We start from the raw sequence: 13,631 nt of genomic DNA, 5'->3' as shown, positions 1-13,631 counted from the left end.
AAAACTAAATAGATTATCCAGTAAGAACAAAAGGCAAGCGCTTATTTAACGACGTACAAACTTCAGGGTCTTTGATTTATCGTAGGGAAGGACAGGAAGTTTGTACGTCGATAGGCGCTGGACGAAAACTTATTCCTTATATAGTTATCCACAAAGTTTCCACTTTATCATTTCCTTAACAATGAAAAAGAAGCGGGAAAATTCCCGCCTCTTTAGCCATTTATATTTTATTTTTAGTGGGAGTGACCACCAAGTTGTTGTTCAGCCATTTGTACTAGACGCTTTGTGATTTCACCACCTACTGAACCGTTGGCACGTGAAGTAGTATCTGCACCAAGATTAACACCAAATTCAGATGCGATTTCATATTTCATTTGGTCTAGTGCTTGTTGTGCACCAGCAACTACTAGTTGATTACTATTACTATTTGGCATGTGTTTTCACCTCCTTGTAAACATAGAATGTGCGAAAACACCTGCCTTCATTCAACCATTCACTGGTAATTGTTCCTTGCATTTCAAAATCCTTCTATCTCAAAAAAGATCCTCAACATCATGATCATTTTGTTTTTTTCTTTCGCTTACCATGATGGTTTCAGTATTCTCAATTGCTTCAGTCAATAAAGGTTCCCACTCAAATTTCCGCTCATAAGAAACAACCTTTTCCAATTTTGGTCGAGTTTTTGGAGATGGTGGAGTAAAAATGGTGCAACAATCCTCATATGGACGATTTGAAATTTCTAATGTATCAATTTCTTCTGCAATTTTAATTATATCGATTTTATCCATCGTTATAAGTGGACGTATAATAGGTGTGCTCGTCACATCATTGATCGTATACATACTATCCATCGTTTGACTTGCCACTTGACCTAAACTTTCTCCAGTTATAATTGCTAATCCCTCGTGTTTTTTTCGAAGTTCATCAGTAATTCTAAGCATCATTCTTCTTGTAGATGTCATCGTATACCCTTCAGGAATTTCTTTATGGATCGTTTCCTGAATTTTTGTGAATGGGACAATATGAATTTTTACGCTTCCAGAATATTCGGCTAGCTTATGTGCCAAATCAATGACCTTTTGTTTTGCTCTTTCACTCGTAAATGGCGGACTATGAAAATGAACAGCTTCGATTCCTACACCGCGCTTCATCGTCAAAAACCCAGCAACCGGGCTATCAATTCCTCCTGAAAGCATAAGCATCGCTTTCCCAGATGAAGCAATCGGAAAACCGCCCGCTCCTTGAATAACTTCTCCAGAAATATAAGCAGCATCATGCCTAATTTCAACTATTAAATTAATATCCGGCTTTTTCACATCCACTTTAATATCTTCAACATTGATAAGTATATGTGCACCAACAGCATGATTTAATCCATTCGTATCGTATTCAAACGATTTATCCGATCTGCGGGCACTTACTTTGAACGTATTTCCAGATTTATGAGCTCGATTGATTATATGCAAAGCAGCAGTTCTAATGGCATCGATATTTTTTTCTGTTTTTATAGCTGGACTAAAAGATTGAATGCCAAATACCTTTTTAAGTCCTCTTACAACGGATTCAACTGGTTCTCCATTTAATTGGACATACATACGATCCCATTCAGATTCAATACGTATATTTTTAAAACCTCTTAGAATAAATTTTATATTTTTCTTCAATTTTAGAACGAAGTGTTTTCGGTTTCTTCCTTTCAGTGACATCTCACCATATCGTATTAAAATTCTGTCATAGTTCATTTTTTTCGCCTCATTACCTTATTTAATCGCTCTAACACATTATTTAGAGCCTCTATAAATTGTTTTGCTTCTTCCATTGTGTTTTCATACGAGAGACTGATTCGCACCGCAGCTTTTGCAATTTCCTCATTTATTCCAAGTGCTAATAGCGTATTGCTTGGAGCATTTTCCTTTGAAGAACATGCACTCGTTGTTGAAACAATCATCCCTTCTTGTTCAAGCGCATGAACAATGACCTCCCCTTTTTGTCCAATGACCGAAAAGTTTATAATATGAGGTGCTCCATTCTGAGGTGAGTGAATGACGATTTGTGCGTTCTTCTGAAGTTCAGAAAATAAAAAATTACGGATTTGTTGAAGAGAATCGTACTTATTTTGTTGGTCTAATAATTCCATTCTGAACGCTTTCGCCATTGCTACGATTCCGCCCGTATTTTCTGTGCCGCTTCTTAATCTTTGCTCTTGATTTCCGCCCGTCACTTGTGGATCAAGCAGTATACCTTGTCTTTTATATAAAAATCCACTTCCTTTAAGACCGTGAAATTTATGTGCAGAAAACGTGCATAAATCGACGTTTGATTCATAAAGATTAATAGGAATTTTTCCTGCTCCTTGTACATGATCAATATGATAGATCACTTTAGAATAACGGCTCAGCATTTTTCCAATTTCTTTAACGGGCTGTATCGAACCGATTTCGTTATTAACGTGGATAGTAGAAACCAAAATCGTATGATCGGTAATTGCTGCTTCAATGTCTTCTACCGAGACTGTTCCATCCGAATTAACAGGCAAATAAGTCACTTTAAATCCTATTTGTTCTAACTGTCTACACGGTTCCAATACAGATGGATGTTCGATCGAAGTCGTAATAATATGATTTCCTCTGTTTCTATATTTTAGAGCTGCTCCTTTAATAGCTAAATTATTTCCTTCGGTGCCCCCGGAAGTAAAAATGATTTCGGAAGTTTTCGCACCAACGAGGCTGGCAATTTGCTCACGTGCTTTACTTATCAGACTTTCAGATTTCCCTCCAAAATTGTGAAGCGAGGACGCATTTCCGTAGAAATCACGATTTATTTTTATATAAGTATCCAATACTTCCTCATAAGGCTTTGTTGTCGCGCTGTTATCGAAATATATCATTATCAACACACCTTCAAAAAATCTATGTAGCAATTTTAAATCATAACACTGAATATAAAAAAGAAAAAGGACTAATCTTATGATTTGAGAATTTTAAAAAATCATCCAAAAAAGCTTGTAGAGTATCTACAAGCTTTTTTGGATTCATTATTGATTAACCAAATCCTCACTGAAAATTTCTTCTATACGCTTTAAAGCTCCAGGTTCAATTTCTTCCACTGCAGTAGCAGCCTGCTCAAGAGCTGACTTATATTCGTAATTTCTGAAAGCCTGCTCCGCTTTCTCGAGATTAGCCCGTAATTGCGGATTACGTCCCCTGTATCTGTTTCCATATTGGATCACTTTCTCTGCGAGACGAGCATTTTCAATATGTTCATTCGTTCTCGAATATAAATAATCAACTGTATCTGTCGCATCGTATAAAAACTTTTGCACTGAACTCATATTGAGCGGCTTTTCATCTAAGCTTTTTATTACGTCTTCAATATGCTCTTCAGCCTGTTCATAAAGAGATTCAAAATCTCCTGGCAGCCCAGGCATCCGACTTTTCTTAACGAGGGAAATGATTTCCTTAATTTTCTTCTGCAGAATCTCTATATTCTTGCGAACTTCCAATTCATCTTTTCTCAAGTTTTGCAGCTTATCGATAAAATCATTCTGCTCTTGCTGCAATGCTTTAATTTGTGTGTCAATTTCTTTTAATTCTTCGCTTAAAAGAGTATAGGCCGTTTTTTCTTCAGATATTTTAGCATTTAATAGTTCAAAACGTTTAGAAAGCTGGCTTAAATTCTTTTCAAGCTTGGAAGGCGTTTCTAGATCATCATTTAATAGTTGATAACTGTGTTGAACAATTTGTGTCTCACGGCTTATTTCAGCGTTTATTTCTTTTAGCTGATGAATTGTGTTATCAGCATTATCGTTTTCCGATAAAATATAATGTTTAGCATATACTTCTTTTTCAAGTAAATCATACAGCGTTTCAATCTTGTCTTTTATTTCTTGTAAGCCTTTTTCCACGTCTTCCGTTTCAGTTTCTTTAAGAAACCCAATATATGTCTCAAGTTCCTTATCAAGTTTTTCAAACTCTCGATCAATATCCAGATGTTCCAATACAAAACCTTGCTGCTTCATTTCATGAAAACCGTCTGTAAGTTCACCTTTTTGCGAAGGGATCACTGTTTGACATTCAGTAAGCAAGTCAGGTATTTTTTCCATTTTTATAATCAGTTGTTCCAATTCAGAAGCAAGGGTAATGACTACTTTGCGTGCATCCAAATAATTACCGTGATTCGTCAATTCTTCATAGTTGGCAATTTTTTCACCCATCTCATTAAGCAACTGCTCTAGTTTGTCCGCAGCAACACCATAAATATGTCGATGAGCAAGTACATTCTTTTTTGAATGACGAAATTGTTCAAGCAGCCCTTCTATTTCTTCCCTGTTTTTTTCTTCACTGCCAATCAGTTCAGCCAACTCTTCAAGGATTTGATTGATTTGGACTTCAATATCTCCGAGCATTTTTTCAATTTTTATATGAGTTTCTTTCGCCTTATTGAATCGGTATTTATCCGAATATTCTTCTGCATAGAAGAGCATTTCATCGATATTTGGAAGTTGAACTGCAATAATATCATCCCACATCCCGCGCCAGCGCTCGAACATCTCTTCTGTTTGACCCGTCATATTTAATTTTTTCACTTTTGCCATTTCTTCCATGACGGGACGATTCATTAGTTCCATTTTTCTTGATTCGAGCTTATCAATATCCTTGTAATATTTTTTTCTCATAATATATCCTACAACAAAAAAAATAAGGACTATAATAATCGAAGCAATCACGATTTCCACACTGTATTTCATAGTAAGCCCCCTGTTCCTTCCATCTATCAACCGATCATCTATGTAAAATACGTTCGTAAGCATAATTTTAAGTTTATGTTCTTCTATAATACCATGAAGGCGACAATTTTTGACTAATAAAAGCATTTTTTACGAATAAAAATTGAAAATTTTACTAAAAAGATCTTAAAAATAAAAAAACGCCTATAGTAGGCGGATATCCATCATTACACCGATAATTTTTTTATATTAGGTGAAGCATTTTCTTCTTCAGTTCCCATCAAAACAAGCAGCCATGTTTTGATAGAATGAAAATACTTTTCGGCAAAATATGGTTCTTGGGGAATCATACCCCATACTTCACGAACGTATAAATTATTTAGGTAGGGCATCATTAGCATCCCTTTTAATTGAATGACGATCATACTGATCGAAACAGGCGCCTTGTTTTCTTTTAATGCGGATTGAATCATCGTCGTAAAAAAATATTGTTCTTTCTTCAAATACAATGACATCATTTCACGAGATGTTTGGGAATCAATCGTCACTTCTCTCCAGACAAAGCGGGCTAGTTGATAATGTTTACTTTGAAAGTATATGACTTTTCTTATCGCCCTTATTAAGCATAGCTGCGCAGAATCATTTTCGAGCTTTTCCGTCTCTTGTTCCAAGAATGATAAGTACGGTTCAAAAAAATAGATAAGGCATTCTTCCAGTAACCCTTGCTTATTTTTAAAATAATATGCAATATTAGCCGGATTTACATTAGCTCTTCTAGCAATATCACGAATCGAAGTACCTTGATAGCCTTTTACATTGAACAATACAATGGCCGCTTCTATAATAGATTCTTGCGTATTCATACGATCCCCGCTTTCAAAGTCTTGAATATAATGAAAAAATATGTAAAAATAGTTCAACAGTCAAACTATGTTTTCTATTAATATATATGTACATTTCGAGAGAAAAACACGAACTCCTTTGAAGACTTATCGACAGTTTGTGCGAGAACCGCGTAGCGATGAGGATATTTGTAAAAATTTGTTGCAGGAAGGATGTATATAATGTTTGAAGTAAAAGAATATAGTGGAGATCGAGTAAAAAATTATGAGCTAGTCATAAAACAACTAGCTGCACTTTTAGATGGAGAGCCTAATCAAATAGCCAACTTAAGCAATGCATCTGCGTTACTAAACCAATTTCTCGATCGAATCAATTGGAGCGGATTTTATTTACTAGAGGATGGCGAACTAGTACTAGGTCCCTTCCAAGGCTTGCCAGCATGTGTAAGAATTCCATTAGGAAAAGGTGTCTGTGGCACAGCTGCCGCAAACAAAGAAACGATCGTCGTTCAAGACGTTAACCAATTCCCGGGCCATATCGCTTGCGACGCAGCATCCCAATCTGAAATCGTCATCCCGCTAATTAAAAACGGTAAGTTGCTCGGAGTCCTTGATATTGATAGCCCTGAGAAAAGCCGTTTTGATGAAGTAGATAAAGAATATTTGGAGAAGTTCGCTGAGGAGTTATTGCGTCATATATAAAAGCTAGAATTCTATTTTGAATCGAATATTCGATAACTTTTCTATTGATCATTAGAAAGATTTTTTCGATCGTTTCATAATAAATATATTATGCTGGACAGAATTCCCACTTTTACTCTGATTCTGTCCAGCATAGACCCCTTGATGGACAAATTTACCTTTCCCACTTAAACTTTGTCCAACATAACCTCTTTGTTGGACAGATTTATCTTTCTCACTTAAACTTTGTCCAGCATAGACCCTTTAACGGTTATATTTCAATTTCCCACCTAGATTTTATCAATCATAATAAGGAGATACAGTAAATGGGGCCTTTTTCTATTTTTCAATAAAATGCGAGGATTTTCCGTTAAGTATATGTTTGAAGTTATTAGAAAGGATTCTTTGAATGGTTCTTTTTGATTTTATGCCATTGCACCATTCACTAATATTACTAGTTGTAATTTTTCTATTTGGAAATAAAAGTCTGTATTCCTTAATGCACCGCAAAACGGCAAACTTTACCTCTTCAATATTTCCACATGCACATATTAAGGTAGATCCTTCAATTTTTTTGTAAAAACAATGACAAAGAATACACGTGACCCCCTTCCTTAATTCCTCATAATCATATTTAGGGATTTTCTTAAAACGGGATTCTTTCTTTTGCAATAAGAAAAGTTTGTGTGCTAATTTTTGGTGGTGTTCGCTAATATATGACGGAACTTTATTCAGCTTATCAAAAAAACGATTTAGTTGGTTTGGAAATATAATTTTTGGGTTTCGCGGGGCGTTATACATGTGGAAATCGGGATTAACGAAGATGAGATAAGATTCGATGGGGATGTTATAGTCGTGATCACGAAGCAGACGCCTTAATAGAACTTCGCTTCTTTCCAACTGAGACACCGGTTTGTGTATTTGAGTTCCGTTTATGTAATACCATTGACCATCATCCTCCATATAATAGTCTCCCTCGTAATTTTTAATCTCGAACATTAAGAATGTTTTTTGAGCTATGATAACTGAATCAATTTGGAATTCGGAATTATTGATTTCCAATTGCAAATCATTAAGAACTAGCCATTCCTTTGATAATTTTTCTACTCTTTCATCAACCCTTACCTCTCCTTCATATCCTTTTTCAAGTCTATCTAGGTGTTCAGCTTCCTTAACGGTTAACACCTTCCTATTTTTTAAAATCCTATATACTTTTAGCTCTTTACTTTCGACTCGCTGTTTAATATTCATTTTCCACATCCTTCATTTTTATTATCTTAATTTTATGAAATCTCATCAAAAAAAACCACCCCAGTGTATTTCAACATTCTGAAAATACGAAGGGCAGCCTTTTTCAATTAAAATAAAATATTTTTTACTACTACTTGATTTTTTCCGGCATTTTTCGCTTCATAAAGGGCTGTATCAGCGCGGCTGAATAAAAGGGTAACTTCATCCACTTTACTTGAATCCCAATTTGAAACGCCGCAAGACATAGTAACTGCTGGTTTCGTATGCTGTGATACATGATTTAGAAGTCGCTGAGCAATATAAGTTCCTTTTTCGATCGGGACACCTGGAAGATAAACAGCCAGCTCTTCTCCGCCCCACCGGGCACCAATATCAGTAGGCCTTAAACTATTTTTAATAAGATTAGCAACTTGTATGAGGACGAGATCCCCAATTTGATGGCCATATGTATCGTTGATGTCTTTAAAATCATCCAAATCGATGAGAATAAAAGTTCCACCTCGATCTGTTTGCATTGATTTTTCTATCATATCATTTAAATAGTTTCTAGCATAAAGCTGGGTGAGTTGATCAGTAATTACCATTTTCTCCAACTTTTCGCGAAGCATTAAATTCGCCACCGCCAAGGAAGATCGTTGAATTAAGGATTGAAGAAGCTTAAATTTTTCAAAAGAAAAACTATAAGGCTCACCACCAAGTACAATAGCTATTCCATTGACTGCATTACTGTGAATCATTGGCACTGCCATTAATGAACCGTATTGTAACTGAACAGACTCAGGCATTTGCTTGATTTCTCCCATAAAAATGGCCTCATTGCTGCTTTCAATTCTTTGCAATACTGCCTGGATGAGCTCTTTACCTGGTTCTTGTTCAAAATAATTGGAGCTGCCTTCCAAAACCCTTGGTTCGTCTTCCTCAAGAATAATAAAACCAATCGCAGATGCCTGAAATGATTGTCTAATTTGATGCTGCAAATATGTAATAGTTTCACTTAAACTAGAAGTCGAATTCAGCTTTTGTGATATTTCATCAATTAATCGCAAATCCTCGACGAGTTTTTGTGATTGTTGATACAATTTTGCATTTTCCAATGCATTGCCCGCTGTATTTGCTAGTAATCGTATAAAATCAATTTGCCTATTTTCGAGCGGATACGTTAAATGTGACTTGACTTGCAAAACACCGTACACACCTTGTTTTCCTTTTAACGGGGCATACATAATAGGGTATTCAGTCTCTTCAAGCTCGACAGCTGCATTCACATAAGACGCTATAGCTGAAGCGTTTTCAGAATTATATTCCAAATTTTTAATAGGTAAATCTTCACACGCATCATGATCATTCGATAGGAGCAAAAAGTAGTCATACGTAGGAAAAACTCTCTTAAGGGTTTGTATTATTTCTGCTAACACACTATTAATATCCATACTAGAATGAAATTTTTCTGTTACTCTAAATAATTCCCTATACTTTATCTCTTCTAATGTTTCTATGGGATTTGTCCGATTTGGCATCCATATCAACCTACCCATCAAATACTTAATAGTTTTAACTGTGACTTATCACCTAAAAAATTTATATTAGATTGTTTTCTTAGTAATAATTATAACATACGTAGAACTTTTTACCTATATATATGATGAATCATTTTTACGCTTGTTGACTTTGTAGAGTAATAATAATATAATGGTCGTTGTGTAAAATAATGCAGCCTAGATGAACACTTTATGAGCGTATTTTGTTCCTCGTTAAACTCGAGGTGCATCACGTAACCCGCCGCTGCTAGGGCGAAGGTGCATGAAAACAAAATACACATATATGCTGTCTCATAATCGGTTTTTATTTTACAACTAAATAAAAACAAAGGAGGAGACTATTATGTCTCGTTATACCGGCCCAAGCTGGAAACTTTCCCGTCGTCTTGGAATTTCTCTAAGCGGCACAGGAAAAGAATTAGATCGTCGCCCTTATGCGCCTGGACAACACGGTCCAAACCAACGTAAAAAACTTTCTGAATATGGCTTACAGCTTCAAGAAAAACAAAAGCTTCGCCATATGTATGGAGTAAACGAGCGTCAGTTCCATAATACGTTCGTAAAAGCTGGTAAAATGAAAGGTAAACACGGCGAAAACTTCATGATCTTACTTGAACAACGCCTTGATAACCTTGTTTACCGTCTAGGTCTTGCACGTACTCGTCGTCAAGCACGCCAATTAGTAAACCATGGCCACATCCTTGTTGATGGACGTCGCGTTGATATCCCATCTTACAAAGTTGCTCCTGGCCAAACTATCAGTGTTCGTGAAAAATCACGCAACCTTGATATTATTAAAGAATCTGTCGAAGCTACAAACTTCGTACCAGAATTCGTATCTTTCGATGCAGACAAGCTTGAAGGAACATTCTCTCGTCTTCCTGAGCGTTCTGAACTTCCTGCAGAAATTAACGAAGCGTTCATCGTTGAGTTCTACTCACGTTAATTTTAGAGCTTATTAAAATGCAGTAACTAAAACCCTAGAAACATTGTTATATCAATGTTTCTAGGGTTTTTTGTTTTTTTCACTCTGTAAGCACCTCTTTTAAAAAGTCATTCTTTCTTTCTTGATCCTATGTTTTTAAGCAGCAGAAGTTCAAGGGAACCAGTCATATAAAGTTTTTCACCTCATTACATTAATCCCTATTGTAAGTCTACTTTCTTAATCCAACTATAAAGCTCCTTAATTAACACATCCTCATTACCAACTTGTTGGATTGTATAATACTTATTTTTGTATTGTCTTGGAATTGAAACATTGGATCGCGAATATTTTGTTGCATTTGATTTAATTTTTACTTTTTGACTTACTTTAAATGTGGCAGATCCAATTTCATTCGGATTAATCCATGAGCCCGGTGTTCCGTTTTTTGTTGTGACATTTATCATTCCACCCGATGTCTTATAAACAAAATATAATCCGGGCTTAACAGTAGTCTTTTTATTTTTACCAGCTTTAGCATCCGCTGCCGTTACGTAGCCAGAGGTCTCATTTTTAACTTGATATTTCGTAATTTGTATAGGTGGGATGTTTTCATGCTGCGATGGTTTGTTTTCAGTCGTCTCATCTTTTTCTTTCAGCGATTGTAAGTATATTATAGGATCTATCGTTGATGAGGCTTTATCAGTAGACCAACCATAACTAGGCGATGTTTCTCTTCTAATCTCGTAATGCAAATGAGAACCCGTCACCTGCCCTGTCGCACCTTGGCGTCCAATCATTTGACCTTTTGACACATGTGCTCCTGTAGCGACTGCAACGCTGTCTAAGTGAGCATATAAATGGCCATAGCCATTAAGATCTTCTATTAGCACAACATTTCCGTAGCCACCAAGACCGCTGCCTGTTTGCCCAAATCCCCCAAATACTACAGTTCCTTCTAAAAAAGCGTAGATAGGTGCTTTGTGCTCTTTAACCAAATCGATACCTGCATGGAATACATTTTGTCTGCCGCCAAACGGATCTCTTATAAAGCCGTAGCCTGAGGTTACTTTATAGCCTTCAAGTACCATAATAATCGACTCCTTTAATATATCAAATGATATTGTCCTTAAAATTGGAAAGGCAGATGAATTGATGAATTTGATTGTTTTGACAACAAAAAAAAGAGCAACGCCTAAACGTCACTCTAAACCTATAGATAGCAGGGTAATCCTATGCCGAATTATCGCTTTTAGAAGGGATAAAGTCTGTTACACTTCTCTTCCCTATGCATAAATATTATAGGATTTTCACATATTTTTCTCGACGTAATAGATCTTCGATAGCTAATTTCTCGATATCCCCTTCCTTTCCTAACAAAAAAGAGCCTATTTAAATAGACCCTTATAAATAATTCCTTAAATTAATGGCGCTAACAATGTCCAGATTACTCGTGCTTCCTCTGGGCTATCCGGTGTAATAGTGCTGTATTTTGGATATGGCAAGGCAGTGGCTTTATCACGAATATATTTGGATACATAGCCATTATCCATCATCGCACTTTGATAAAATTCTTGTGTTTCTTCACTAAAGAAGTTTTTCTTGCGGCTCATTGCCCAACGGAACCAGCTAAAAAATGCATTATCTGATTCGCGATAATGTTCCATTATGCGATTTGCTTCATCAAAACGGTTTAATGCAATTAAAGATGCAACTGCTGGATAACGAACACCTTGATGATCCCCTGGATTTAGAATCAACACTTGATTCATAAATTCAAAAGCTTTATCATACTCGTGTTTTTCAAAACACCAAATTCCGTATTTATATAAAGCGCGTAAATAAGGGCGATTTGTTACTAGCCCCCAAGCTATTTCAACAGAATGATCAAATAAAACTTTTGCCTGATTCACTGCCTTCTCGTACATGCCCTCATCATCATTCATTTCAGCAATTAACAATATACCATCGGCATTTTCCGAATCAAGAAGATGAGCTAATTTAGCTGAGTTTTCCCTTAACTCAGGAATCCCCGCGGAATATGCCTCATATGCATAAACTTGTGCTTCCTCAGCATTATTGTTCGGTTCATATTCAACATTTGTAAAAGCCTCAATTAAACGTTTCATTTCATTTTCAGAATGAATTTCACGTGATTTTAAATGCATCAGCAGTTGCCAATTGGGATATTCCGTTGGACGTGCATCTGTCCCCACTTCAAAGGCAATTCCCTGATATTCTGAATCACCATCGAAATCCGTCCATTCATTTTCAACAAACTCAAGCATTTTACTTTCATGAGTAGCTGCACTAGATGTTGAGACATCAAAAAACTCGGCGACTTTCTTTTTAGTCCAAACAGAATCAATCAATCCTGCTCCCATTCCAAATTGCAACACTCCGGCTGCTAGAACCCCTGGCTTTTTCAAGCCTTCTACAATATTATGCTTATGCATATAGGCGATCAGCATCGCCATTAATTTATCAGATTTTACTTCCATTTCAATCATGCCTTCATATACAGAAAATAACACTTGTTGTTCATTATTCGACATTTCACGATCTTCTAATTTCTGTTTTACACCAAAGATATAATAAGCTTCAATCAATGCCTCATTCCAAAATTCATCTAGCGATGTAAATTGGCTGGCTAACTCTTTCAGTTCACTTTCAACTTGAGAATACTCAGGATTCAATGTCAATACACTATTCAATGGAGCTAACGTATTATTTTGATCCAAAGGTACAAAATGAGCCAATACATAGTCGCCATTATTTACTATAAAACTTTCGCTCATATTTACGTTATATGTACCATCAACTAATGTATTTTCCAATGTTGCCATGTCATGATCGATTTTAATAATTTTGCCAAACACACACAAAGGATTCTTCCAATTACGTATAATTTCCTTTGCGTCAGCAGATATATGTCCAGCTCCAATTTGTTTTTCAATGAACTCATTCCAAATATCAACATGATGAGAAAAGAAATAAGCGTCACCTAAAATTGTGCTTAAACGTTCATTATCATATCGTTCGGCCAATGCATCTTCTTTCCTATTTGTCCACCTATACAAATCGGCGATTTCTTCTTGAGTTGGGTGTGCATTGAAAAATTTCTGCATAATCTCTTGGAAGACATTATTTAATTGTTCTTTATTCATACAACACTTTTTATACTTTTTGCCACTGCCACATGGGCAAAGATCATTTCTACCTATCATTTATGAAAATGCTCCCTTTCCTCAAAAAGTGTCCGCTCCTCTTCACGGCTATGCAATTCATTAACAATAATTAATGAGTCGAATTTCATCATCACTTCATGAGTTATTCCTTTGTCATTTAAAATCAGGCGAATATCTTGGAGGATCATACGCAAAATATCATGATCACGCTTTAAACCGATAACTGCTTCTTTCAATTCGGGGTATTGTTCTACCTTTTCTTGATAGAAACCCGATTCTTCAGAGTCTGCATGCGCAATAATCCGTGTTTCCCAATAGTCGACTAAATCATCAGCAGCTAGTTTTGCTGCTTCAGCCTCGCCTTTTTTTAAAAAACCAAATAGATCCTCCGTTTTTTGAATTGCACCTGTTAGAGCCCCTTCATGTATCGCATGATGTGCATGTTTTTGCCCAAGTGATGGACCGTATTTCGCCATACCAACC

The 13,631-nt window shown here is 36.1% G+C and carries 12 protein-coding genes; 2 read left to right on the top strand and 10 right to left on the bottom strand.

Annotated elements, in window-relative coordinates; genetic code table 11:
- Positions 1-233: 233 nt before the first annotated feature.
- The 5 genes from KHA96_RS00715 to refZ form a co-directional block, all read right to left on the bottom strand.
- Positions 234-434 carry an alpha/beta-type small acid-soluble spore protein gene (locus KHA96_RS00715; RefSeq protein WP_213127386.1) on the bottom strand — a complete coding sequence of 67 codons (201 nt, stop codon included), beginning with the start codon at positions 432-434 and terminating at the stop codon, positions 234-236.
- Positions 435-533: 99 nt separating this feature from the next.
- The gene (gene thiI, locus KHA96_RS00710) at positions 534-1,742 is read right to left on the bottom strand and encodes a tRNA uracil 4-sulfurtransferase ThiI (RefSeq protein ID WP_213127385.1); all 1,209 of its coding nucleotides are present in this window, start codon (positions 1,740-1,742) and stop codon (positions 534-536) included.
- Positions 1,739-2,887: a cysteine desulfurase family protein gene (locus KHA96_RS00705; protein ID WP_213127384.1), complete on the bottom strand. Its 1,149-nt coding sequence runs from the start codon at positions 2,885-2,887 to the stop codon at positions 1,739-1,741. Before KHA96_RS00705 ends, thiI begins: the two co-directional genes overlap by 4 nt.
- 147 nt (positions 2,888-3,034) lie before the next feature.
- Positions 3,035-4,747 (bottom strand): septation ring formation regulator EzrA, encoded by a 1,713-nt coding sequence (gene ezrA, locus KHA96_RS00700; protein ID WP_213127383.1) that lies wholly within the window; start codon positions 4,745-4,747, stop codon positions 3,035-3,037.
- 206 nt (positions 4,748-4,953) lie between these two features.
- The gene (gene refZ / locus KHA96_RS00695) at positions 4,954-5,589 is read right to left on the bottom strand and encodes a forespore capture DNA-binding protein RefZ (protein ID WP_213127382.1); all 636 of its coding nucleotides are present in this window, start codon (positions 5,587-5,589) and stop codon (positions 4,954-4,956) included.
- A gap of 201 nt (positions 5,590-5,790) precedes the next feature.
- On the opposite strand from refZ, the gene KHA96_RS00690 reads away from it, so the two are divergent.
- Complete coding sequence (locus tag KHA96_RS00690) at positions 5,791-6,270, top strand: GAF domain-containing protein (protein ID WP_213127381.1); 480 nt, start codon at positions 5,791-5,793, stop codon at positions 6,268-6,270.
- A 318-nt stretch (positions 6,271-6,588) separates the two neighbouring features.
- Here the strand turns inward: KHA96_RS00690 and KHA96_RS00685 are convergent, their stop codons facing one another.
- Both KHA96_RS00685 and KHA96_RS00680 read right to left on the bottom strand, forming a co-directional pair.
- Positions 6,589-7,500: a nuclease-related domain-containing protein gene (locus KHA96_RS00685; protein ID WP_213127380.1), complete on the bottom strand. Its 912-nt coding sequence runs from the start codon at positions 7,498-7,500 to the stop codon at positions 6,589-6,591.
- A gap of 107 nt (positions 7,501-7,607) precedes the next feature.
- Positions 7,608-9,017: a sensor domain-containing diguanylate cyclase gene (locus tag KHA96_RS00680; protein ID WP_213127379.1), complete on the bottom strand. Its 1,410-nt coding sequence runs from the start codon at positions 9,015-9,017 to the stop codon at positions 7,608-7,610.
- A 364-nt stretch (positions 9,018-9,381) separates the two neighbouring features.
- Between KHA96_RS00680 and rpsD the strand changes: the two genes are divergently transcribed.
- Complete coding sequence (gene rpsD / locus KHA96_RS00675; RefSeq protein WP_213127378.1) at positions 9,382-9,984, top strand: 30S ribosomal protein S4; 603 nt, start codon at positions 9,382-9,384, stop codon at positions 9,982-9,984.
- 197 nt (positions 9,985-10,181) lie between these two features.
- Here rpsD and KHA96_RS00670 read toward each other — a convergent pair whose 3' ends face one another.
- From KHA96_RS00670 to KHA96_RS00660, 3 genes are all read right to left on the bottom strand, one after another.
- Positions 10,182-11,051, bottom strand: a complete 870-nt coding sequence (locus tag KHA96_RS00670) for a M23 family metallopeptidase (protein ID WP_213127377.1) — start codon at positions 11,049-11,051, stop codon at positions 10,182-10,184.
- Positions 11,052-11,378: 327 nt separating this feature from the next.
- Positions 11,379-13,187, bottom strand: a complete 1,809-nt coding sequence (locus KHA96_RS00665) for an SEC-C domain-containing protein (protein WP_213127376.1) — start codon at positions 13,185-13,187, stop codon at positions 11,379-11,381.
- Positions 13,184-13,624 carry a hypothetical protein gene (locus KHA96_RS00660; protein WP_213127375.1) on the bottom strand — a complete coding sequence of 147 codons (441 nt, stop codon included), beginning with the start codon at positions 13,622-13,624 and terminating at the stop codon, positions 13,184-13,186. The genes KHA96_RS00665 and KHA96_RS00660 overlap by 4 nt, the downstream gene beginning before the upstream one ends.
- Between the last annotated feature and the right edge of the window lie 7 nt (positions 13,625-13,631).

Origin of the sequence: Bacillus sp. FJAT-49711, assembly GCF_018343715.1 — a bacterium.
Classification (GTDB): domain Bacteria; phylum Bacillota; class Bacilli; order Bacillales; family Bacillaceae_C; genus Lederbergia.
The sequence above is the reverse complement of the archived record's forward strand: the minus strand, read 5'-3'. Positions and strand labels throughout refer to the sequence as shown.

Excerpts from the sequence above, each read along its gene's own strand:
- KHA96_RS00670 (WP_213127377.1), bottom strand. The coding sequence starts at position 11,051 with ATGGTACTTGAAGGCTATAAAGTAACCTCAGGCTACGGCTTTATAAGA.
- KHA96_RS00690 (WP_213127381.1), top strand. The coding sequence starts at position 5,791 with ATGTTTGAAGTAAAAGAATATAGTGGAGATCGAGTAAAAAATTATGAG.
- thiI (WP_213127385.1), bottom strand. The coding sequence starts at position 1,742 with ATGAACTATGACAGAATTTTAATACGATATGGTGAGATGTCACTGAAA.
- KHA96_RS00665 (WP_213127376.1), bottom strand. The coding sequence starts at position 13,187 with ATGATAGGTAGAAATGATCTTTGCCCATGTGGCAGTGGCAAAAAGTAT.
- KHA96_RS00680 (WP_213127379.1), bottom strand. The coding sequence starts at position 9,017 with ATGCCAAATCGGACAAATCCCATAGAAACATTAGAAGAGATAAAGTAT.
- ezrA (WP_213127383.1), bottom strand. The coding sequence starts at position 4,747 with ATGAAATACAGTGTGGAAATCGTGATTGCTTCGATTATTATAGTCCTT.
- KHA96_RS00715 (WP_213127386.1), bottom strand. The coding sequence starts at position 434 with ATGCCAAATAGTAATAGTAATCAACTAGTAGTTGCTGGTGCACAACAA.
- KHA96_RS00660 (WP_213127375.1), bottom strand. The coding sequence starts at position 13,624 with ATGGCGAAATACGGTCCATCACTTGGGCAAAAACATGCACATCATGCG.
- rpsD (WP_213127378.1), top strand. The coding sequence starts at position 9,382 with ATGTCTCGTTATACCGGCCCAAGCTGGAAACTTTCCCGTCGTCTTGGA.
- KHA96_RS00685 (WP_213127380.1), bottom strand. The coding sequence starts at position 7,500 with ATGAATATTAAACAGCGAGTCGAAAGTAAAGAGCTAAAAGTATATAGG.
- refZ (WP_213127382.1), bottom strand. The coding sequence starts at position 5,589 with ATGAATACGCAAGAATCTATTATAGAAGCGGCCATTGTATTGTTCAAT.
- KHA96_RS00705 (WP_213127384.1), bottom strand. The coding sequence starts at position 2,887 with ATGATATATTTCGATAACAGCGCGACAACAAAGCCTTATGAGGAAGTA.